The sequence below is a fragment of the Erwinia sp. TECH1 genome, assembly GCF_054057575.1.
Genome location: NZ_JBSRZK010000001.1, coordinates 3,881,055 through 3,901,746 on the forward strand (window position 1 = coordinate 3,881,055; position 20,692 = coordinate 3,901,746).

The 20,692-nt window shown below is 57.4% G+C and carries 21 protein-coding genes; 2 read left to right on the forward strand and 19 right to left on the reverse strand.

Going from position 1 to position 20,692, the window contains the following annotated elements; translation table 11 throughout:
* Nucleotides 1–8 precede the first annotated feature (8 nt).
* The 6 genes from prfB to xerD all read right to left on the reverse strand — a co-directional run bounded on the left by prfB (nt 9) and on the right by xerD (nt 5,453).
* A protein-coding gene (prfB, locus tag ACVWZ0_RS18155) for a peptide chain release factor 2 (protein ID WP_125287358.1) occupies nt 9–1,107 on the reverse strand; the annotation gives its coding sequence in 2 pieces (ribosomal slippage) (nt 9–1,031 and nt 1,033–1,107; 1,098 coding nt in all).
* Nucleotides 1,108–1,250: 143 nt separating this feature from the next.
* Nucleotides 1,251–1,649: a helix-turn-helix domain-containing protein gene (locus tag ACVWZ0_RS18160; protein ID WP_253458680.1), complete on the reverse strand. Its 399-nt coding sequence runs from the start codon at nt 1,647–1,649 to the stop codon at nt 1,251–1,253.
* On the reverse strand, nt 1,646–1,945 hold the full coding sequence (locus tag ACVWZ0_RS18165; RefSeq protein WP_253458678.1) for a type II toxin-antitoxin system HigB family toxin: 300 nt from the start codon (nt 1,943–1,945) through the stop codon (nt 1,646–1,648). The genes ACVWZ0_RS18160 and ACVWZ0_RS18165 overlap by 4 nt, the downstream gene beginning before the upstream one ends.
* A gap of 147 nt (nt 1,946–2,092) precedes the next feature.
* Complete coding sequence (gene recJ / locus ACVWZ0_RS18170; protein ID WP_253458676.1) at nt 2,093–3,811, reverse strand: single-stranded-DNA-specific exonuclease RecJ; 1,719 nt, start codon at nt 3,809–3,811, stop codon at nt 2,093–2,095.
* Nucleotides 3,812–3,816: 5 nt separating this feature from the next.
* Complete coding sequence (dsbC, locus tag ACVWZ0_RS18175; protein WP_253458674.1) at nt 3,817–4,515, reverse strand: bifunctional protein-disulfide isomerase/oxidoreductase DsbC; 699 nt, start codon at nt 4,513–4,515, stop codon at nt 3,817–3,819.
* Nucleotides 4,516–4,559: 44 nt separating this feature from the next.
* Nucleotides 4,560–5,453 carry a site-specific tyrosine recombinase XerD gene (gene xerD, locus ACVWZ0_RS18180; RefSeq protein WP_253458672.1) on the reverse strand — a complete coding sequence of 298 codons (894 nt, stop codon included), beginning with the start codon at nt 5,451–5,453 and terminating at the stop codon, nt 4,560–4,562.
* Nucleotides 5,454–5,548: 95 nt separating this feature from the next.
* On the opposite strand from xerD, the gene fldB reads away from it, so the two are divergent.
* Nucleotides 5,549–6,067 (forward strand): flavodoxin FldB, encoded by a 519-nt coding sequence (fldB, locus tag ACVWZ0_RS18185; protein ID WP_253461228.1) that lies wholly within the window; start codon nt 5,549–5,551, stop codon nt 6,065–6,067.
* A gap of 9 nt (nt 6,068–6,076) precedes the next feature.
* Here fldB and ACVWZ0_RS18190 read toward each other — a convergent pair whose 3' ends face one another.
* Complete coding sequence (locus ACVWZ0_RS18190) at nt 6,077–6,475, reverse strand: protein YgfX (RefSeq protein ID WP_253458670.1); 399 nt, start codon at nt 6,473–6,475, stop codon at nt 6,077–6,079.
* Nucleotides 6,456–6,722, reverse strand: coding sequence for an FAD assembly factor SdhE (gene sdhE, locus ACVWZ0_RS18195; RefSeq protein WP_125287352.1), 267 nt, complete (start codon nt 6,720–6,722; stop codon nt 6,456–6,458). Before sdhE ends, ACVWZ0_RS18190 begins: the two co-directional genes overlap by 20 nt.
* Before the next feature lie 216 nt (nt 6,723–6,938).
* Between sdhE and ygfZ the strand changes: the two genes are divergently transcribed.
* A complete protein-coding gene (gene ygfZ / locus ACVWZ0_RS18200) occupies nt 6,939–7,919 on the forward strand; it encodes a tRNA-modifying protein YgfZ (protein ID WP_253458667.1) in 981 nt (326 codons plus the stop codon).
* Nucleotides 7,920–7,946: 27 nt separating this feature from the next.
* Here the strand turns inward: ygfZ and trhA are convergent, their stop codons facing one another.
* From trhA to ACVWZ0_RS18255, 11 genes are all read right to left on the reverse strand, one after another.
* Nucleotides 7,947–8,600 (reverse strand): PAQR family membrane homeostasis protein TrhA, encoded by a 654-nt coding sequence (gene trhA, locus ACVWZ0_RS18205; protein WP_253458664.1) that lies wholly within the window; start codon nt 8,598–8,600, stop codon nt 7,947–7,949.
* 313 nt (nt 8,601–8,913) lie between these two features.
* Nucleotides 8,914–9,657, reverse strand: a complete 744-nt coding sequence (locus tag ACVWZ0_RS18210; protein ID WP_253458661.1) for an SDR family oxidoreductase — start codon at nt 9,655–9,657, stop codon at nt 8,914–8,916.
* A 63-nt stretch (nt 9,658–9,720) separates the two neighbouring features.
* The gene (gene gcvP, locus ACVWZ0_RS18215) at nt 9,721–12,588 is read right to left on the reverse strand and encodes an aminomethyl-transferring glycine dehydrogenase (protein ID WP_394148241.1); all 2,868 of its coding nucleotides are present in this window, start codon (nt 12,586–12,588) and stop codon (nt 9,721–9,723) included.
* A gap of 116 nt (nt 12,589–12,704) precedes the next feature.
* Entirely contained in the window at nt 12,705–13,091 is a 387-nt protein-coding gene (gene gcvH, locus ACVWZ0_RS18220) for a glycine cleavage system protein GcvH (protein WP_253458655.1), read from the reverse strand.
* 62 nt (nt 13,092–13,153) lie between these two features.
* Nucleotides 13,154–14,245 carry a glycine cleavage system aminomethyltransferase GcvT gene (gcvT, locus tag ACVWZ0_RS18225; RefSeq protein ID WP_253458653.1) on the reverse strand — a complete coding sequence of 364 codons (1,092 nt, stop codon included), beginning with the start codon at nt 14,243–14,245 and terminating at the stop codon, nt 13,154–13,156.
* An 810-nt stretch (nt 14,246–15,055) separates the two neighbouring features.
* A complete protein-coding gene (locus tag ACVWZ0_RS18230; RefSeq protein WP_125287345.1) occupies nt 15,056–15,481 on the reverse strand; it encodes a hypothetical protein in 426 nt (141 codons plus the stop codon).
* Nucleotides 15,478–15,846 carry a tlde1 domain-containing protein gene (locus ACVWZ0_RS18235; protein ID WP_253458651.1) on the reverse strand — a complete coding sequence of 123 codons (369 nt, stop codon included), beginning with the start codon at nt 15,844–15,846 and terminating at the stop codon, nt 15,478–15,480. The genes ACVWZ0_RS18230 and ACVWZ0_RS18235 overlap by 4 nt, the downstream gene beginning before the upstream one ends.
* Nucleotides 15,847–16,231: 385 nt before the next feature.
* Nucleotides 16,232–17,431: an FAD-dependent 2-octaprenylphenol hydroxylase gene (ubiI, locus tag ACVWZ0_RS18240; protein ID WP_253461226.1), complete on the reverse strand. Its 1,200-nt coding sequence runs from the start codon at nt 17,429–17,431 to the stop codon at nt 16,232–16,234.
* A gap of 13 nt (nt 17,432–17,444) precedes the next feature.
* The gene (gene ubiH, locus ACVWZ0_RS18245) at nt 17,445–18,623 is read right to left on the reverse strand and encodes a 2-octaprenyl-6-methoxyphenyl hydroxylase (RefSeq protein ID WP_253458649.1); all 1,179 of its coding nucleotides are present in this window, start codon (nt 18,621–18,623) and stop codon (nt 17,445–17,447) included.
* Nucleotides 18,620–19,936 carry a Xaa-Pro aminopeptidase gene (pepP, locus tag ACVWZ0_RS18250; RefSeq protein WP_253458647.1) on the reverse strand — a complete coding sequence of 439 codons (1,317 nt, stop codon included), beginning with the start codon at nt 19,934–19,936 and terminating at the stop codon, nt 18,620–18,622. Before pepP ends, ubiH begins: the two co-directional genes overlap by 4 nt.
* A gap of 81 nt (nt 19,937–20,017) precedes the next feature.
* Nucleotides 20,018–20,596, reverse strand: coding sequence for a YecA/YgfB family protein (locus ACVWZ0_RS18255; protein ID WP_125287341.1), 579 nt, complete (start codon nt 20,594–20,596; stop codon nt 20,018–20,020).
* Nucleotides 20,597–20,692 lie beyond the last annotated feature (96 nt).

Sequence of the window (20,692 nt, forward strand, 5' to 3'; positions counted from 1 at the left end):
TCAGTTCCTTATAGCCCTGCTTTCAAACTTGCTTCAATAAATCGGTCCAGATCGCCGTCCAGCACCGCCTGAGTATTACGGGTTTCCACGCCGGTGCGCAGATCCTTGATGCGTGAATCGTCCAGCACGTAGGAGCGGATCTGGCTGCCCCAGCCGATATCGGATTTGTTATCTTCCAGCGACTGTTTCTCAGCGTTTTTCTTCTGCATTTCCAGCTCGTACAGCTTCGCCTTCATCTGCTTCATCGCCTGGTCTTTGTTCTTATGCTGAGAACGGTCGTTCTGGCACTGGGTCACCGTACCGGTTGGAATATGGGTGATACGCACCGCCGATTCCGTACGGTTAACGTGCTGACCACCGGCGCCGGAAGCGCGGTAAACGTCAATACGCAGGTCGGCCGGGTTGATCTCGATATCGATATCGTCATCCACTTCCGGGTAGACAAACGCGGAGCTGAAAGAGGTATGACGACGACCGCCGGAGTCGAACGGGCTTTTACGCACCAGACGATGCACGCCGGTTTCGGTACGCAGCCAGCCGAAAGCGTAATCGCCGCTGATGCGCAGCGTGGCGGATTTAGTACCGGCTACTTCGCCTTCGGACTCTTCGATCACTTCCGTTTTAAAGCCTTTCGCTTCGGCCCAGCGCAGGTACATACGCACCAGCATACTGGCCCAGTCCTGCGCTTCCGTACCGCCGGAGCCGGCCTGAATATCGATATAGCAGTCCGCGCCGTCGTATTCGCCGGAGAACATGCGGCGGAACTCCAGATCGGCGAGCTTTTTATCCAGCCCGTCCAGCTCGGCAACCGCTTCGTTGAAGGTTTCTTCGTCGTCCGCTTCTACCGCCAGCTCCAGCAGGCCGGCAACATCTTCCAGCCCCTGGCTCAGCTGATCCAGCGTTTCTACTACCGCTTCCAGCGCGGAACGCTCTTTGCCCAGCGCCTGCGCGCGTTCAGGCTCGTTCCAGACGTCCGGCTGTTCCAGCTCGGCGTTAACTTCTTCTAAGCGCTCTTTCTTGGCATCGTAGTCAAAGATACCCCCTGAGAACGCTGCTGCGCTCAGTGAGATCCTGAATTCGGTTCTTTACCGGATTAATTTCAAACATGATTTAGATCTTCAAAAGTCTGCAATGTAACTACGCAGTTTAAACGAATTTGCGGGGAGTTTGTAGCGTTAGCGCGGCAGCAGTTTACCGCAGCCAATCCCTTAGTCGGAAGGCGCACCGGCGCTGGTTACGCTTGTTGACGCTTAACCGGCAGAAGCTGGGGGCTCGGGCGGATATTCTGCCACTAACGAAGCCAGAGGAATGTTAAACATCTTATGCAGCCTGCGGATCATCGGCAGCGTCAGCGTTCGTTTATAATTCAGCACCTCATAAACGCGATTTTTGAGACCGATTGCCGGCACCAGATCGTTGGCGGTCATTCCCATTTGCTCCATGCGAAATTTAATGGCCGCGACTGGATCCGGCGCTTCAATGGGATAATGCTCCTGCTCATATTTTTCTATAAGCAAAATAGTTACTTCCAGAAAATCTGCCGCCTCTGAGCCGGGTTCAGGTTCATTATCAAAAAGCGGCGAAACCGCAGCCAGCGCATAGTGATAATCTTCTTCAGTGCGAATAGGTTTGATTTGATACTTTGTCATAGCTCCACCGTCTTAGCGTCAATGTCGTTATATTGGGCGTGGGTTCCAACAAACTTCACGTATACCGCCTGAAAGCGGTAAGCCACAGCGGCTATTAACCGATAGTCGTTACCCTTTATCTCGAATATCACCCGGTTTTTCGCCACAAAATCGGCTGACGGATAGCGCCTCTTCATATCCTGTGGCGTCCGCCAGGTCGCTTTTCTGACTTCATCAACCCAGGCCTTAAGCGGTTGCTCAGCCTGATTGTGGAGGGTCCAGAATTCCCGTAATGGCGCTACCGCGATAATCTTCATGTCCCCTCCCTGGGTAAACATTCGCCTTGACTATACCAGTCCCATTTTGGGACTGCAAGATAATGAAAAGCGCTTACTTATTACGCTATCCCTCTGCCATGACAAATCACAACCTCTTCCTGACTGAGTAAGACTTGCCTGTTCAGGCTACAGCGGCCAGAGATGCTCGATAATCAGCTGCACGCTGCGGTTGCCGCGAAACTCGTTGATATCCAGCTTGTAGGCCAGCTCTACCTGCTTCACGCTGGGATCGGGCCAGAGCGCGGTATCAATATTGAAAGCGATACCGTCCAGCAGCGGCCCGCCGCCCAGCGGCTCCAGCATGACCTTCAGATGACGCTCGCCCACCAGCCGCTGCTGGATCAGCTTAAATTTGCCGTCAAACTGCGGTTCGGGAAACGCCTGCCCCCATGGCCCGGCTTCACGCAGCAGCTCTGCGGTGGGCAACGTCAGCTCCTGCGCCATCAGCTGGCCGTCTGACCAGACCACGCCCTGCAAAGACTCTTCGCTGAGCCATTCGCCGATTAGCTCGCCAAAGCGCTGGCGGAATTCATCGAACTTTTCCGCCTCCAGCGACAGGCCCGCCGCCATCGCGTGGCCGCCAAACTTGATAATCAGGCCGGGATAGAGCGTATCCAGCCGCTCAAGCGCGTCACGCATATGCAGCCCGCTGATGGAGCGTCCCGACCCTTTCAGCGTGCCGTCACCGGCGGGCGCAAAGGCGATAACCGGACGGTGAAAGCGCTCTTTCAGCCGCGAAGCCAGGATGCCGACCACGCCCTGGTGCCATTCCGGATGGTACATGGCGATACCAAGCGGCAGCGCTTCGCTGCTGCGCTCCAGCGCATCGCACAACGCCAGCGCTTCCGTCTGCATCCCCTGCTCTATCTCTTTGCGCGTCTGGTTCAGCGCATCCAGCTCGCTGGCCAGCATGCGCGCCTGGGCGATGTCTTCGCTAAGCAACAGCGCGACGCCGACCGACATATCGTCCAGCCGTCCGGCAGCGTTGAGACGCGGCCCCAGCGCAAAGCCCAGGTCGCTGGCGGCAAGCTGGCGCGCGTCGCGATTGGCGATTTCCAGCAGCGCCCGGATGCCGACGCGGCATTTGCCGGCGCGAATACGGCTCAGCCCTTGCCAGACCAGGATGCGGTTGTTGGCGTCCAGCGGCACCACGTCCGCCACCGTGCCCAGCGCCACCAGATCCAGCAGCTCGGCCAGGTTTGGCAGCGTGGCGACGCCGCTGTCGCGCAGCCGCGCGCGCAGCGCCAGCATCAGATAAAACGCGACGCCCACGCCCGCCAGCGTGCGTGAAGGAAACTCGCTGTCCGCCAGGTTAGGATTAACAATCGCTTCCGCATCCGGCAGCGTATCGCCGGGGAGGTGGTGATCGGTGATCACTACGGCGATGCCTTTTTCGTGCGCCAGCGCGACGCCAGCATGGGAAGAAATGCCGTTATCCACGGTCATAATCAGCTGCGCACCGCGCGCCACCGCCTGCTCCACCACTTCCGGACTCAGGCCGTAGCCATCGTCAAACCGGTTTGGCACCAGATATTTGATATTGCGGCCGCCCATGCTGCGTAAAGCCAGCACGGTCAGCGCAGTGCTGGTGGCGCCGTCGGCGTCGAAATCGCCAACGATCATAATGCACAGGTTATCGGCAATGGCCTTTTGCAGGATCTCTGCCGCCCGCTCAATGCCGCTGAGCGAGTGAAACGCGTGAAGATTTTTGGCACCGCGCTCCAGCTCCACGGCCTGCTTAACGCCCCGATGCGCATAGAGGCGACGCAGCAGAGGATGGAGATCCTCCGGCAGCTCGCACGCCTGCGCCGCCACGCGGCGGCGTAATTCGGTTTTTCCTTTCACTGGGCTTAGCCGCCTGTCTTCTGGCTATCCAGCAGCTTTTTCATCTCCTGCGGCCCCTGATAGCCAGGGATCATCATACCGTTTTGCAGCAGGATGGCTGGCGTGCCCTGAATACCGTAGAGAATGCCCAGCTGGTAATGCTTAGCCAGGTCAATTTTGCAGTCGGCCGCCGCAGGGGTTTCGCCTTTCATCGCCGCGTCGAACGCTTTTTTGCGATCGGCCACGCACCAGATTGATTTCATCTCTTTGGCGACCTGTCCGTTCATGCCTTCGCGTGGGAAGGCCAGATAGCGCACGGTGATCCCCAGCGCGTTGTAGTCCGCCATCTGCGAATGCAGCTTATGGCAGTAGCCGCAGGTGATGTCGGTAAAGACGGTGATGACATGCTGCTCTTTCGGCGCTTTATACACGATCATTTCGCTGCTCAGCGCGTCGACTTTTTTCTCCAACAGTTTGTTGGTGACGTTGATCGGCTGCGCGCCGCTGATGTCGTACAGCGGCCCCTGAATAAACTGCTTGCCGTCTTCGCTGACGTAAAGCACGCCGCTTTCGGTCAGCACGGTTTTCATCCCTGGCAAAGGCGACGGCTGGATCTCCATCTGCTGCAGTCCCAGCTTCGCCAGGGATTGCTTGATGGCCGCATCGTCGGCATGCGCCAGGCCAGCTGCTACCAGCAGAGAAAGGAGAAAGTAACGCTTTTTCATTGATTATCCTCATGGCCTTATAGTTTGGCCGTTTGATCACCGCGTCAGGCGCGGGGATGATGCTGTTGATGTAACTGCCGTAGCCGCTCGGTGGCGACATGGGTATAAATTTGCGTGGTGGACAGGTCGCTATGCCCTAACAGCATCTGTACGACCCGCAGATCGGCGCCGTGGTTCAACAGATGCGTGGCGAAAGCGTGTCGCAGCACGTGGGGGGAGAGCTTTTCACTGTCGATGCCCGCCAGCGTCGCATAATGCTTGATGCGGTGCCAGAACGTTTGTCGGGTCATTTGCTGCGCGCGGTTGCTGGGGAAAAGCACGTCCAGCGTCTGTCCGTTCAGCAGCCACGGACGACCATATTCAATGTAATGCTCCAGCCAGTGCAGCGCCTCTTCACCCAGCGGTACCAGCCGCTCTTTATCGCCTTTGCCCACCACGCGCACCACGCCCTGGCGCAGGCTGACGTTGTTGAGCGTCAGGCTGACCAGCTCCGTGACGCGCAGCCCGGTGGCATAAAGCAGCTCCAGCATGGCTTTGTCGCGCAGCTCTATCGGGATATCCGTAGAGGGCGCCTGCAGCAGCCGCTCTATCTGCGCTTCGCTGAGATCTTTCGGCAGCCGCTGCGGCAGTTTAGGCGAGGCCAGCAGCGCGCTGGGATCGTCTTCACGCAGCTTTTCCCGGTAAAGATACTGGAACAGGCGCCGCATGGCGCTGAGCAGGCGAGCGGAACTGCTGGCCTTATAGCCACCTTCCACGCGCTCGGCCAGAAAGTTCTGTAGCCCGGCGCTGTCTACATGCAGCAGATCCAGCTGGTGATGCGCCAGCCAGTTCACCAGCGACATCAGATCAAGCCGATAGGAAGCCACCGTATTTTGCGCAAGATTTCGCTCAATCCATAAGGCATCAAGAAACTGCTCTGTCAGATCGCTGTCCTGCACGTTGACTCCTTTTCCACTTACCCGACGGCACGCCGTCAAAGCTCAATTCTGATATAATTCGCGCCATTGAACCAGGAGAATTGAGTAAACCGCGTATGAATATCGGGCTTTTTTACGGTTCCAGCACCTGTTACACCGAGATGGCGGCGGAGAAAATCCGCGATTTTATCGGCGAGGATCTTGTTACGCTGCACAATCTGAAAGAGGACTCGCCGCAGCTGATGGAGCAGTACGACATGCTGATCCTGGGCATTCCCACCTGGGATTTCGGCGAAATCCAGGAGGACTGGGAGGCGGTTTGGACCGACCTCGCTACGCTAAACCTGCGCGGCAAAACCGTGGCGCTGTACGGTATGGGCGATCAGGCCGAGTACAGCGAGTGGTTTCTGGACGCGCTTGGCATGCTGCATGAGGTGCTGCAGCCGCTGGGCGTCGTTTTTGTCGGCTACTGGCCTACCGAAGGCTACGAGTTTATCAGCCGCAAACCGCTAACCGCCGACGGCCAGCAGTTTGTCGGCCTGGCGCTGGACGACGTTAACCAGTTTGAGCTGACGGACGAGCGTATCGCGCAGTGGTGCGAACAAATCCTGACGGAAATGGCCGCCACGCTGTAAGCCTGCCGTTTAGTGAATAGCGAGCAGCTGCTGACGGAGCTGCCGCCACTCGCTTTCGTTCATGCTGTCGCGCAGCAGCCAGAGCTTCTCGCGCTCGCCTTTAGCGGAGCGCAGCGCCAGCAGGATCGCCCGCCGCGTCATCCACGGCCGACCGCAGATGCGCCAGTGCTTCTGCCGCCATTGCAGCTGATGGTCCGCCAGCAGCGCGATATCGCCTTCCCGGCTGCGAATGCGTCGCTGGCTACGCACGCACTCCAGCACCACCAGCGTCAGCAGCAGCATCCACACTACCGTTAAGCTGGCCGGCCACGGCGCCAACAGCAGCGCTATCACTACCACGCCGTGCAGCGAGAGCGACATCCACTGCGCCTGCCAGGAGACCCGCAGATCAGAACGCCACAGGGCCACGCTGCTGGTTTCGCTGCTGGATCAGGTGAACCATGCGTTTCAGTTCCGGATCGGCAGGTTCGCCATGATTCATCATCCAGTTGAACAGATCGGGATCGTCGCTTTCCAGCAGGCGAATAAAGATCTTTTTATCGCCATCGCTCAGCGTGTCATATTCATATTCAAAGAACGGCATGATGGAGATATCCAGTTCCCGCATACCGCGCCGGCAGGCCCACTGCACGCGCGCTCTATTTTCAATATCCATGCTTCCCATCGTCAGTCGGTGAAAGATGGCCGCTAGTGTAGCGCTTTTTTAAGCCGATGTTGATGGCGCAATTTGGCTTTGCGTAATGCGCCGCACGATAAAAGCATTTGTTGCCGCGCAAGCGCGCCTTTTGTGCGTCGCCTTCAGAAAATTGGTTGCAAAGCCGGGCGGCTCTTTTAACATGAATGCAGGCTTATTTGACTTCAGGAATCCGCTATGCCGACTTTATCTTTCCCGCCTCGTCAACCTGCGGCCTCTGCCCGTCTGCCGCTTACGCTGATCTCGCTGGAAGAGTGGGCGCTGGTCAACGTGACCGGCGCGGACCGCGTCAGCTATTTGCAGGGTCAGCTGACGCTGGACGTCGCTGCGCTGGATGCCAATGCGCATCTTCCCGCCGCCCACTGTGATGCAAAAGGGAAAATGTGGAGCAATCTGCGTCTGTTTCACCGTGGCGAAGGCTTTGCCTATCTGGAACGCCGCAGCCTGCGCGATACGCAAATCAGCGAGCTGAAAAAGTATGCCGTTTTCGCCAAAGTCGCTATCGAAGCGGATGACGAAGCGGTGCTGCTGGGTGTAGCCGGTTTTCAGGCGCGCACCGCGCTGGCCGGGCTGTTTGACACGCTGCCGGACGCTGAAAACCCAGTCGTGCAGCAGGATGATGCGACGCTGCTGTGGTTTTCCGCACCGGCGGAACGCTTTCTGCTAATCCTGAATCGCGACAGAGCACTAGCGCTGCGCGCGGCTCTGGACGGTCAGGCACAGCTAACCGACAGCTCGCAGTGGCTGGCGCTGAATATCGAAGCTGGCCTGCCCGTTATCGACGCGGCGAACAGCGCGCAGTTTATTCCTCAGGCGACAAACCTGCAGGCGCTGGACGCTATCAGCTTTAAAAAAGGCTGCTATACGGGCCAGGAGATGGTGGCGCGCGCTAAATTCCGCGGCGCCAACAAGCGTGCGCTTTACTGGCTGGCCGGCAAGGCCGCCCGCGTTCCGGCCGCTGCGGATGCGCTGGAAATGAAGCTGGGCGACAACTGGCGCCGCACCGGCACCATTCTGGCCGCCTGTCAGCTGGATAATGGCGATGTCTGGGTGCAGGCGGTGCTGAATAACGATCTGGAGCCGGAAACGGCGCTGCGGGTACAGGGCGACGAAGGCGGCAGTCTGGCTATCCAGCCGCTGCCCTACGAGATTTCGTAATAATAAGGGGCCGGACGGCCCCTTTTTTTATGAAATATAAAAGTAAATCGCCAGAAAATGGCAGATGCTGCCGCCAAGCACAAAGCCGTGCCAGATGGCGTGGTTATAGGGAATGCGCTTTGAGACGTAAAAAATCACCCCCAGCGAATAGATAATGCCGCCCGCCGCCAGCAGCCAGACGCCGCCCGCCGACAGTTTCATCGCCAGCTGATAAATCACAACCAGCGACAGCCAGCCCATCAGCAGATAGGTTATGACCGATAAGGCTTCGAAGCGGTGCACAAAAAACAGTTTAAACAGCACGCCCACCAGCGCCAGGCTCCAGATCACCACCATCAGGCCATGCGCCAGCGGCGACTTAAGTCCCACCAGCAGAAAAGGCGTATAGGTGCCGGCAATCAGCAGGTAAATAGCGCAATGGTCCAGCTTTTTCAGCCAGCTTTTGGCGCGCGGATGAGGGATGGCGTGATAAAGCGTCGAGGCCAGAAACAGCAGGATCATGCTGCCGCCATAGAGGCTGTAACTGGTGATGGCGACGGCGTTGGCCTGGCTGTCGAGCGCCTGCGACAGCAGCAGCACCAGCCCTACAATACCAAAGATAAAGCCGATGCCGTGGCTGATGCTATTAGCTATCTCCTCTGCAACGGAGTAGCCCTCCGTTAACACTTTTTTATTGGTCATGCATTGTCCTCTTCCAATCTGAAGCGGAGGGGCGGCCAAAGGGGATCGCATCCAGGCTCGTTTTCAGCCGCCCGTCCGAAAGTTGCGCACGTTCAGCTTAGACGAGAGTGATTTCAGAGTACAACTGTAAGCTTAAATAAACTGTGAACGGCTGTAACAGCTGTTTAACCAGGAAAAACAGGCCGTTATTCGGCGACCTTCACCCTGTAACGCCCGGCTGCGGCAGCAATAAAAGTGCTGGTGACATAAGAAGCCGCTTCGCTAAGCAGCCACTAAATGGCGCGGGCGCCGTTATTCGACAGCCTTTATCCCGTTATCGTCCGCCAGCGGCATCGATAAAAGTGCCGGTAACATAAGAAGCCGCTTCGCTAAGCAGCCAGAGAATGGCGTTGGCAATTTCATCCGGCTCGCCGCCGCGCTGCATGGGAAGAGTCGGCGCAATACGGTTGACGCGATCCGCCTCGCCGCCGTCGGCGTGCATATCGGTATAGATTAATCCCGGCCGTACCGCGTTAACCCGGATGCCCTGCGCCGCCACTTCCAGCGCCAGCCCTCTGGTTAGCGTATCTACAGCCCCTTTCGAGGCGGCATAATCGACATATTCGTGTGGCGCACCGCTACGGGCTGCGGCGGAAGAGACGTTTACGATTGCACCGCCCTGCCCACCGTACTGAAAACTCATGCGCTTTACCGCTTCGCGACAGCAGAGAAAGGTTCCGGTGACATTGGTAGCGAAAACGCGATTGATGCGTTCGGCGTTTAGCTGCGCCACGCTGGTCTGCTGAAACAGGATCCCGGCATTATTGACCAACGCACTGAGCACGGCGCCCTGTTGATCAAGGCTGCGAAACATCGCTACTACCTGTTGTTCATCAGAAATATCGGCCTGCACGCTGAACGCTTTTCCGCCTTGTTGCTGAATAAGCGACACTACTTCCGCCGCCGCTTCCTCACGCTGACGATAGTTAACCGCAACCTGATAGCCCTGCTGTGCCAGCAGCAGCGCGGTGGCTCGCCCAATTCCCCGGCTGCCGCCGGTTACCAAAGCCGTTTTCATTTTTGCCTCCCGATAAAAATAAAGGGCACCAGGGTGCCCTTCAGTCTGTATCACTATGCTGCTTTATTCATATTCGCTCATCGGCAAACAGGAGCAGAACAGATTTCGATCGCCATAAACATCGTCAAGACGCTTGACGGTCGGCCAGTATTTATTCGCGCTGCCCGCCGGGAAGACCGCCAGCTCGCGCGTGTAGGGATGCGACCACTCGCCGACCAGCTCCATTTGCGTATGGGGCGCATTAACTAACGGGTTATCTTCCGCTGGCCACTCACCTTCCGCCACGCGGTCGATCTCCATGCGGATAGCCAGCATGGCGTCGATAAAGCGATCCAGCTCCACTTTGCTTTCCGATTCCGTCGGCTCCACCATCAGCGTGCCCGCCACCGGGAAGGACATGGTCGGCGCGTGGAAGCCATAGTCGATCAGGCGTTTGGCAATATCCAGTTCGCTGATGCCGGTTTGCTCTTTCAGCGGACGAATATCCAGGATGCATTCATGCGCTACCCGCCCGTCCCGTCCGGCATACAGGATCGGATAGGCCGATTTCAGGCGCGCGGCAATATAGTTGGCGTTCAGGATCGCTACCGAACTGGCCTGCTTCAGCCCTTCCGCGCCCATCATGCGGATATACATCCAGCTGATGGGCAGAATAGAAGCGCTGCCGAACGGCGCGGCGGACACCGCGCCCTGCTGCGTCAGCATATCGTCAATCTGCACCACGCTGTGGCCCGGCACAAATGGCGCCAGATGGGCTTTTACGCCAATCGGCCCCATGCCTGGCCCGCCGCCGCCGTGCGGAATACAGAAGGTTTTATGCAGGTTAAGGTGTGAGACGTCCGCGCCGATATAGCCAGGCGTGGTGATGCCGACCTGGGCGTTCATGTTGGCGCCGTCCAGATAAACCTGGCCGCCATACTGATGAACGATCTGGCAAACCTCGCGGATGGTTTCTTCATAGACGCCGTGCGTGGAAGGATAGGTCACCATAATGCAGGAGAGCGCTTCGCCCGCCTGTTCCGCTTTCTGCCGCAGATCGTGCAGATCGATATTGCCCTGTTTGTCGCAGGCCACTACGACTACCGCCATGCCCGCCATCTGTGCCGATGCCGGATTGGTGCCATGCGCCGAGCTGGGGATCAGACAGATATTACGTCCGGCTTCGCCACGGCTTTCATGATAGCGGCGGATCGCCAGCAGGCCCGCATACTCGCCCTGCGCGCCGGAGTTAGGCTGCATACAGAGCGCGTCATAGCCGGTCAGCTGCACCAGCCATTGCGACAGCTGGCCGATCATTTGCAGATAGCCGGCGGCCTGATCGGCAGGACAGAACGGGTGCAGCTCCGCGAATTCCGGCCAGGTAATCGGGATCATCTCAGCGGCGGCGTTCAGCTTCATGGTGCAGGAGCCGAGCGGGATCATCGCCTGATTCAGCGCCAGATCCTTGCGCTCCAGGCTGTGCATATAGCGCATCATCTCGGTTTCGCTGTGGTAACGGTTAAAGACCGGATGCGTCAGGATGGGCTCTTTGCGCAGCATCGCTGGCGGAACGGACGCGCTGTCGGCCACGGCGCTGTCCAGCTCGTCGATATCCAGACCGTGATTTTCGCCCAGCAGCACGGAGAACAGCGCCGCCACATCTTCCCGCAGCGTGGTTTCATCCAGGGTGATGCCCACCGCGTTGTGGATATCGGTGCGCAGATTGATGCCGAAACTCAGCGCGCGATCCAGCACCGCGGCTTTATCCGTGACTTCAACGGTCAGCGTATCGAACCAGCTCTGATGGCGCAGCGTCATGCCGCCCTTTTGCAGCCCGGCCGCCAGGATATCCGTCAGGCGATGAATGCGCGAGGCGATGCGTTTCAGGCCGTGCGGGCCGTGGAAGACCGCGTACAGGCTGGCGATATTGGCCAACAGCACCTGTGACGTACAAATATTGGAGTTGGCCTTTTCACGACGGATATGCTGCTCGCGAGTCTGCATTGCCATCCGCAGCGCCGTGTTGCCCGCCGCATCGCGCGAGACGCCGATAATGCGCCCTGGCATTGAGCGTTTGTATTCGTCACGGGCGGCAAAGAAGGCTGCGTGAGGGCCGCCGTAGCCCATCGGAACGCCAAAACGCTGCGCAGAGCCAAACACGATATCCACGCCCTGTTTTCCCGGTGCGGTCAGCAGCACCAGCGACATAAAATCCGCAGCGACGCTGACTATCACTTTCCGCGCCTTCAGCTCATGGATCAGCGAGGTGTAGTCATGTACCTCGCCAGTGGTGCCGACCTGCTGTAGCAGCACGCCGAACACGTCCTGATGATCCAGCACGCGCGCCGCCTTATCGACCACCACCTCAAAGCCAAAGGTTTCCGCCCGCGTCCGCACCACGTCCAGCGTTTGCGGATGAATATCTTCGGCCACAAAGAAGCGGTTGGCGTTTTTGAGCTTGCTGACACGCTTCGCCATCGCCATCGCCTCGGCGGCGGCGGTCGCTTCATCCAACAGCGAAGCAGAGGCGATATCCAGGCCGGTCAAATCCAGCGTGACCTGCTGGAAGTTCAGCAGCGCTTCCAGTCGGCCCTGAGAAACCTCGGGCTGATAAGGCGTGTAGGCAGTGTACCAGCCGGGATTTTCCAGCATGTTGCGCAGAATAACCGGCGGCGTCAGCACCGGCGTGTAGCCCATCCCGATACAGGATTTATAACGCAGGTTGCGGCTGGCGATCGCTTTCAGCTCGGCCAGCGCCTGATGTTCGGTCAGGGGATCGCCGACGGCAGGCGCGCCGGGCAGCTGAATATCAGCCGGGACGATAGCGGTAATCAACTCGCTGAGAGAGGCGGCGCCTACCGCGTTCAGCATCGCTTCCTGCTGGGCTGGCGAAGGGCCGATATGGCGTTCGATAAAAGCGCCGGTATGTTCAAGCTGGCTGAGAGTAGTCATTAGCGGTAAATCCTGCATCGGGCAAAGGCATTAAGGAGACGGAGCTCCGGAGAGGGCTAATAAATTGCTGACGAAATAAATCCGGGCCGCAGAAGCACGGCCCGCGCTGCCGCCGTCTATTCGTCAATGCTGGTTTTGTAGGCGTCCGCGTCCATCAGCGATTCCAGTTCGGACTCGTCGCTGGCCTTAATGCGGAACAGCCAGCCATCGCTGTAGGGATCGCTGTTGACCAGCTCCGGTTCGCTTGCCAGCGCGCCGTTGACTTCGACAATTTCGCCGCTGACCGGCGCATAAATATCGGAGGCGGCCTTTACCGACTCGGCTACGGCGCAGTCTTCGCCCTGGCTATAGGTGTTGCCCACTTCGGGCAGATCGACAAACACCATATCGCCCAGCAGCTCCTGCGCGTGGGCGGTGATGCCTACGGTATAGGTACCATCTTCTTCTTTACGCACCCACTCATGGCTTTCACGGTATTTCAGTTCGTTTGGAACATTGCTCATCGCCTGATCTCCTTAAAATAATTCCGGGTCGTTTTCCGCAGCTGAAGCGCGGAAAGCGCCTTTTACGCCACCGCTTTACCGGCGCGTACAAAAACGGGTTTGGTCACGCGAACCGGCATTTCACGGTTGCGGATTTGCACAATCGCCTGCTCGCCAATGCCTGCGGGAACGCGAGCCAGCGCAATGCTGTAGCCTAAAGTTGGCGAGAAAGAGCCGCTGGTGATAATGCCTTCCTGCAGGTTGCCGGTCGCGTCGGTAAAGCGCACCGGTAAGCCGTTGCGCAGTACGCCTTTCTCGGTCATCACCAGACCGACCAGCTGCTCGGTGCCTTTTTCACGCTGCGACGCCAGCGCCTCGCGGCCGATAAAATCGCGCTCTTGAGGCTGCCAGCCGATTGTCCAGCCCATATTGGCCGCCAGCGGCGAAACGCCCTCGTCCATTTCCTGCCCGTATAAATTCATGCCGGCTTCCAGGCGCAGGGTATCGCGCGCGCCCAGACCGGCAGGCTTCACGCCCGCCGCCAGCAGCTTTTGCCAGAAATCCGCCGCCTGCTCGTTGGGCAGGGCGATTTCATACCCGGCTTCGCCGGTGTAGCCTGTGGTAGCAATAAACAACTCGCCAGCCTGCACGCCAAAGAAGGGCTTCATGTCCGCTACGGCCTCTCGCTGCGCCTCATCGAACAGCGAACGGGCTTTTGCCTGCGCCTGCGGCCCCTGCACCGCGATCAGCGCCAGGTCGTCGCGCTCGGTCAGCGTCACGCCATAGCCTTCCGCATGTTGGGTAATCCAGGCGAGATCTTTTTCCCGCGTGGCGGAGTTCACCACCAGCCGGAAAAACTCTTCGGTCATAAAGTAAACAATCAGATCGTCGATTACGCCAGCGGAGGCGTTGAGCATAGCGGTATAAAGCGCTTTGCCGGGCTGGGTCAGTTTGGCGACGTCGTTGGCCAGCAGGTAGCGTAAAAATTCCCGGGTGCGGACGCCGTGCAGATCGACAATAGTCATATGCGACACGTCGAACATGCCGGCATCGCTACGAACCGTATGATGCTCATCCAGCTGCGAACCATAGTGCAGCGGCATCATCCAGCCATGAAAATCCACCATGCGCGCGCCGCAGGCCTGATGCTGTTCGAACAAAGGGGTCTGTTTCATCTTCTTCCTCAGGCAAAGTGTTCGGCGTCGGCAGGCAGCCCGGCGCAAACGATATCCTTGCTCCGAACTTACCACCGAAATCCAGCGTTAACCATAAGTTAAAACGGGTATGATTTTTTTGACGGTGTTCTCAGGCAGCAAAATCAGACAGATAAAATCACCACTTTTTGCGCAGTTAATACGCAAATATGTTATTAAGCAGCCAAAATCTCAGGATAAAAGTAAGGTATCAGCCCGTTGAAGATAAAAACCTGCTTTATGGCTCAAACCTGATGATTAGTAAAAGTAATGCGAAGAAGCACGCTAAATTAGAATTTCTCAAACGACGCGCCCGTTTGGGGCAGGCTGCACAATCAAGATGCACCGGATGAAATTTCCTTGTTTACATCTTAAGAATGGCGCGCTCAGGATGTACTTCACCTGTGATTTAAAAACATAAAGACTCAGTATTAGGCATGAAAGGTGTGCTAGTGCATAAAGTTACTGTATTACTTACAACCTGGCGTTTTTTGCATGTGCTATCTACAAAGAATGAATGTCGCTCTGGCCTTTTTGCTTCCAACTCTACGTTAGACAGGGAAGCGTTAATGGCGGAGACGCGCTGCGCTGGCCTCGGATTTAAACCTATGCCCGCCAGGCTTACCGTGCCTTTTTTGATACTGGTGACGAATGCGAGGGTCGAAAAAAATCATGCTGGTGCGCAGTCCGGAAAGTAACGCGCGGAAATTAAGAAGCCCCTACACCGGGGCAAAGGGGCAAAGGGGCAAAGGGGCAAAGGAGCAAAGGAGCAAAGGAGCAAAGGAGCAAAAATCAAAATTCACGCTTAACAGTAATAAAACCATTAAAATTCACGTCGCATTCGTAATCATTAGCAATAGCCGAAACCAGAAAGATATCTTCTTTATTGTTGATATCTTTGAATGTGAACTTAATTATCAGGTTCCTGGCATTGTATTGGGAAAAGATCTCCTTTACTTTGGGTATTTTTTCACTCTGGGCGTTCTTTAAAACTTCAAGAGCATATTGTTCTGAAAGAATGTCACTTACAGGCTCGTTAAAAATAAGCTCTGTTTTAGTTTCCTCCTTTGCTATCGTATTTTTATCTATATTCAAAGTAGCAGACATTGTATCCGTCATGGCTATTGCAGTTCCGGAGTGCAGGTCTTTGCAATTATTATCAATAACAGCTACAGAGCTGAATGCGGTCAGGCACAGAAATAACAGTAGATACTTCATTCAACAATCAGCTCCTTGTCCATGCTGTCCCATATTTGTTGACGATACCAGGGAGCCAGTATAATGCAGCCATTTGATGCCGTACCGGGCGCCTTTTTGCTGTCACCATGAATTAAAAAACCCTCGCGATTGCACATGCTGTTGCCCCTGTCTGGTTCCAGCCTTAGCGTAAACACACCTGCTTTTTTATGCGTGAACGGTATGCCCACAATCCTGTACTTCCCTCTCGGTAATGGACCTTTATCACGCAGACATTCATACTCAGGATTATCCTTATAGCCCGGCGCGCCAGCGTAACGCGCACTGAACTTATATATACCGTTATGTTTGAAGGTCCTGAGCATTACATTGTAATTCCATGCCATGAGTTACTCTCCTTGTTTACATCGACTATCGTTTTACTCCTGTTGCGTAGGGACTTAACACAATTCCTTTAAACACTTCCAGAGCGGCAAAGCAAAATCAGGCAGTCTTATGACCATCATCAAAAAAGGGATTGATTTTGTCCGGGCCGGTCGTATTATCTGCGCAAACCAGGAATTCTCTGCGTATGACACTTACGGGTCATGCACCGCTCCCCGATGTGTTTTCTTTTCGTATTGTGGCAGAAGCACCAGGTTGCAGACGGGTAAGTGCCTGCCGCATTATTTCTCAGACTGAAGCAAGGAAGATAAGGAAATATGAGGTAAACAATGACAGATGTGGGATAAAATAACCAGCGTTCAGGTCGGGCCTGAACGCTGCAATTTATTACCGCAGCCACTCCGGCAGATCGTGCAGGCCCATCGCCTGCTTTAACAGACGCGGCTTCACGCCAGGCAAATTATCTGCCAGGCTCAGGCCGATATCACGCAGCAGCTTCTTCGCGGGATTATTGCCTTTAAACAGCTCGCGAAAGCCCTGCATACTTGCCAGCATCACGGCCGCGCTGTGCTTGCGGCTGCGCTCGTAGCGTCGCAGGTAAAGGTGCTGGCCAATATCTTTGCCCTGCTGATGCAGACGTTTGATCTCGCCGATCAGCTCGGCGGCATCCATAAAGCCCAGGTTAACGCCCTGCCCCGCCAGGGGATGAATGGTATGCGCCGCGTCGCCAACCAGTGCCAGACGATGCGCCGCGAAATTACGCGCATAGCGGCCCATCAGCGGGAAAGCCTTACGCTCGCTTTCCAGTTTGCACAGCCCCAGACGCATATCGAAGGCGACCGACAGCTGCTGGTTAAAGACCTCTTCCGGCATTGACTGTAAACGCGTGGCTTCCTGCGGCGGCAGCGACCAGACGATTGAGCTGAGGTGCGGATCGCTGAGCGGCAGAAACGCCAGAATACCTTCGCCGTGAAACACCTGGCGCGCTACGGCGTCGTGCGGCTGTTCGGTACGAATATTAGCGACCAGCGCATGGTGATCGTAATCCCAGAACGTCAGCGGAATATCCGCCTTGTTACGCAGCCAGGAGTTGGCGCCGTCGGCGGCCACCAGCAGCCGCGCCGTCATCATGGTGCCATCGCCCAGCGTGACGAAAGCTTCGTTATCGCCAAACGCCACCTGCTGCAGCTCCGCTGGCGTAATCAGCGTAATATCCCGTGATTCGCTGGCTTTTTGCCACAGCGCCCGGTGAATAACCGGATTTTCAATAATATGGCCCAGATGCGCCAGGCCCTGCTGAGCGTCATCGAATTCAATCCGGCCGAAGCTGTCGCGATCCCAGACTTCCATCCCGTGATAGGCGCTGGCGCGGTTGGCCTGAATGGCGCTCCAGACATCAAGGTGCTGCAGCAGGCGCTCGCTGGCGGCATTAATGGCGGAGACGCGCAGCGCCGGCGCGCTGTCGTTCGTCGCCTGCGGCGCTTCGCGTTCCAGCACGGCGATTTTCATGCCGCTGCCCTGTAAGCCACAGGCGACGGCCAGGCCGACCATTCCGCCACCGGCGACAATAACATCATAAGTTTGCATCACTGCTTTCTCCTTAACGCTCGACCCAGCCTAACGTGCGCTCGGCCAGCAAATTACGCGCCAGCGGCAGCGAATCCATCACCATCAGGCCCAGATTTCGCCCCAGCACCAGCGGCGTGTAGCGGTTAGCAAACAGCCTGACCAGACTGTCGGTTATCCCGATAGTAGCAACGGCATCCGGCTGGCGACGCTGCTGAAACTGTTGTAGCACGCCGTAGCTGCCGATATCCTGCTGCGCCCGCCAGGCGGCGGCCACGGATTCCGCCAGCGACATTACGTCCCGGATACCTAAATTAAATCCCTGGCCCGCAATCGGATGCAGCGTTTGCGCCGCGTTGCCAACCAGCGCCAGCCGATGGGAAACGTGCTGCGAAGCGGACAGCAGCGCCAACGGATAGCTGTAGCGCTGCCCAACCTGGGTAAAGCGTCCCAGCCGCCAGCCAAAGGCTTTTTGCAGCTCGTCTAAAAATTGCCGATCGTCCCAGCTATCAATCTGCGCTTTTTGCGCCAGCGGGTGGCACCACACCAGCGAACTGCGACCAGAGGACATCGGCAGCAGCGCCAGCGGGCCATTTTCGGTAAAGCGTTCAAACGCCCTTCCCTGATGCGGCTGTGCGGTGGAAACGTTGGCAATAACAGCAACCTGCTGATAATCCTCAGAAGCCACCTGCACGCCGCAGGAGGCGGCCACGGCGGAGCGGGAACCGTCTGCAGCCACCAGCAGCTGCCCCGTCAGCGTTTCGTCATTATCCAGCAGCACGCTGACCTGCTGCTGCGTCCGCTCGACCTTCGCCACCTTCGCCGGACAGACCACGCGTACGCCCGGCGCTTTTTGCAGCAGCTTAAACAGCCGCTGGCCGATATCGTGCAGCTCAACCACCTGCCCCAGCGCGGGAATATCATAATCTTCCGCAGCCAGCGACACAAAGCTGGCGTGCCCGCGATCGCTGACGTGAACGTGAGTGATCGGCGTGGCGCACGCTTTCAGCGCGGGCCAGAGGTTGATCGCCGCCAGCTGCTGGCAGGTGCCTTCCGCCAGCGCTATCGCCCGTCCGTCATAGCCGGGATGCGTTCTTGAAGCCGGATCCTGCGCTTCGACCAGCGTCACCGGCAGCCTGCCCTGGGTCAGCCAGGAAACAGCCAGCGCCAGCGTCGCGCCCGTCATCCCGCCGCCTGCGATGATCATGCTCATAATGTTTTAGCCGCCGCCATTAATGCTTCAATCTCATCCGGATCTTTCACCACGCTGTCGGTCAGGTTTTCGTTGCCATCCTCGGTGATCAGAATGTCATCTTCCACCCGGATACCGATGCCGCGATATTCCACAGGCACATCCGCATCCGGCGCGATATACAGACCGGGCTCGACCGTCAACACCATGCCCGGCTCCAGCACGCGATCGCGCTCGTGACCGTAGCCGCCGACATCGTGCACGTCCAGCCCCAGCCAGTGGCTCAGGCCGTGCATAAAGAACCGGCGATGCGCCTGTTCCGCAATCAGCGTCTCAACATCACCCTGCATTACGCCCAGCCCGACCAGCCCCGTCACCATAATGCGCACGACTTCCGCATTAACTTCGCGGATGCTGGTGCCGGGACGAAACAGTTCCAGCGCCCGATTAAGCGATGCCAGCACGATATCGTAGACGGCGCGCTGAGGCTTGCTGAATTTGCCGTTAACCGGGAAAGTGCGCGTAATGTCGCCCGCGTAGCCTTTCAGCTCGCAGCCCGCATCAATCAGCACCAGATCGCCGTCGCGCATCCTGGACTCGTTTTCGGTGTAGTGCAGGATGCAGCCGTTTTCACCGGCGCCAACTATGGTGTTGTAAGAGGGAAAGCGCGCGCCGTGACGGTTGAATTCGTGCTGGATTTCGCCTTCGAGCTGATACTCAAACATTCCGGGCCGACACTGCCGCATCGCCCGCGTATGCGCCAGCGCGCTGATACGACCGGCTTCACGCAGCACGGCCAGCTCTTCCGGCGATTTAAACAGGCGCATCTCGTGCACCCAGGGCCGCCAGTCGGTCAGCGTCGACGGCGCGGTCAGGTTCTGACGAGCGCCGCGCCGCAGCTTCTCCAACGCGCCAAACAGCAGCGTGTCGGCCTGCTCGTAAAGCCCCTGTGCGTGATAAACCACGTCCAGGCCGTTCAGCAGCTGCGGCAGCTGGTCGCTGATGGCATCCCAGGGCAGCGCGCGATCGACAGCGAGTTTTTCCGGCGCGGCATCCTGACCCAGACGACGGCCAAACCAGATTTCAGCGGTCAGATCGCGAACGCGATTAAACAGCACGCTGTGGTTATGGTTTTCCGCGCTTTTGATCAGCACCAGCGCCGCTTCAGGCTCGTTAAAGCCGGTAAAATACCAGAAATCGCTGTTCTGCCGATAAGGGTACTCGCTGTCATTGCTGCGCGTCGCCTCCGGCGCGGCAAAGATCACCGCCGCGCTGGCCGGTGCCATTTTTGCCAGCAGCGCCTGGCGACGGCGCACGAACTCTTGCTGTGTCATCCGCTTCTCCTGAATGCAATCCATCTTAGCGCCCGCATACAGCGCGCTTTTTTTCTGTCGCCGCCCCTGGCGTGGCAGAAATTAGTGCAGCGTTGGTTTTTTCACTTCCACCGCCGTTGGCGCGATATGGGTAAAGGTGTCGTGGCAAAGCAGCGCCGCTACGCGCACATACTCAATCACCTCTTCCAACGACTGTTCCAGCTCTTCCTGGTCTTCATCTTCATCATAGCCGAGCTGGGCGATAGTACGCAGATCGTCAATCGCCTCGCCCGTTTCGCCCTTGACCTTATCGAGCTTCGGCTGCGACACGCCCAGGCCCAGCAGAAAGTGGTTAACCCAGCCCGCCAGCGCATCCGCCCGATCGAAGACGGTGATATCGTCATCTTCCGGCAAATAGAGTTGAAACAGGAAACCTTCGTCTTCCAGCGTATCGCCGATGCCCTGGTGCAGCTGCTGCAAAGGCTGAGCCAGCGTCTGCGAGAAGGCCATGCCTTCGTTCGTTAAGTCGTGTACCAGCGTCTGCCAGCTACTGTCCTTGTTGCCGCCGCAGAGAATTCCGCTGATCAGGCCGTGCATTTCAGCCGGGGTCATTCCCACGCCCTGCTGCGTCAGTGCTGAAGCCAGCGCGTCGTAGCCCGGCATTGTGTTTGTTAGTGACATAGGTTTTGGTCATCGTTGGCTGGATAAGTTCGTGTTATGCTACCACCAGGTGCCTCTTTGATTCCAGAAAGGGGTTGTTTCTTCTGCCAGGGGTAG

What these genes read in the sequence shown, in the direction of transcription:
- trhA (WP_253458664.1), bottom strand. Translation starts at nt 8,600, where the DNA reads ATGACCAATAAAAAAGTGTTAACGGAGGGCTACTCCGTTGCAGAGGAG.
- ACVWZ0_RS18235 (WP_253458651.1), bottom strand. Translation starts at nt 15,846, where the DNA reads ATGGCATGGAATTACAATGTAATGCTCAGGACCTTCAAACATAACGGT.
- dsbC (WP_253458674.1), bottom strand. Translation starts at nt 4,515, where the DNA reads ATGAAAAAGCGTTACTTTCTCCTTTCTCTGCTGGTAGCAGCTGGCCTG.
- pepP (WP_253458647.1), bottom strand. Translation starts at nt 19,936, where the DNA reads ATGACACAGCAAGAGTTCGTGCGCCGTCGCCAGGCGCTGCTGGCAAAA.
- ACVWZ0_RS18160 (WP_253458680.1), bottom strand. Translation starts at nt 1,649, where the DNA reads ATGACAAAGTATCAAATCAAACCTATTCGCACTGAAGAAGATTATCAC.
- fldB (WP_253461228.1), top strand. Translation starts at nt 5,549, where the DNA reads ATGAATATCGGGCTTTTTTACGGTTCCAGCACCTGTTACACCGAGATG.
- gcvP (WP_394148241.1), bottom strand. Translation starts at nt 12,588, where the DNA reads ATGACTACTCTCAGCCAGCTTGAACATACCGGCGCTTTTATCGAACGC.
- sdhE (WP_125287352.1), bottom strand. Translation starts at nt 6,722, where the DNA reads ATGGATATTGAAAATAGAGCGCGCGTGCAGTGGGCCTGCCGGCGCGGT.
- ACVWZ0_RS18230 (WP_125287345.1), bottom strand. Translation starts at nt 15,481, where the DNA reads ATGAAGTATCTACTGTTATTTCTGTGCCTGACCGCATTCAGCTCTGTA.
- ygfZ (WP_253458667.1), top strand. Translation starts at nt 6,939, where the DNA reads ATGCCGACTTTATCTTTCCCGCCTCGTCAACCTGCGGCCTCTGCCCGT.
- ACVWZ0_RS18255 (WP_125287341.1), bottom strand. Translation starts at nt 20,596, where the DNA reads ATGTCACTAACAAACACAATGCCGGGCTACGACGCGCTGGCTTCAGCA.
- ubiI (WP_253461226.1), bottom strand. Translation starts at nt 17,431, where the DNA reads ATGCAAACTTATGATGTTATTGTCGCCGGTGGCGGAATGGTCGGCCTG.
- gcvT (WP_253458653.1), bottom strand. Translation starts at nt 14,245, where the DNA reads ATGAAACAGACCCCTTTGTTCGAACAGCATCAGGCCTGCGGCGCGCGC.
- ACVWZ0_RS18210 (WP_253458661.1), bottom strand. Translation starts at nt 9,657, where the DNA reads ATGAAAACGGCTTTGGTAACCGGCGGCAGCCGGGGAATTGGGCGAGCC.
- gcvH (WP_253458655.1), bottom strand. Translation starts at nt 13,091, where the DNA reads ATGAGCAATGTTCCAAACGAACTGAAATACCGTGAAAGCCATGAGTGG.
- ACVWZ0_RS18165 (WP_253458678.1), bottom strand. Translation starts at nt 1,945, where the DNA reads ATGAAGATTATCGCGGTAGCGCCATTACGGGAATTCTGGACCCTCCAC.
- ubiH (WP_253458649.1), bottom strand. Translation starts at nt 18,623, where the DNA reads ATGAGCATGATCATCGCAGGCGGCGGGATGACGGGCGCGACGCTGGCG.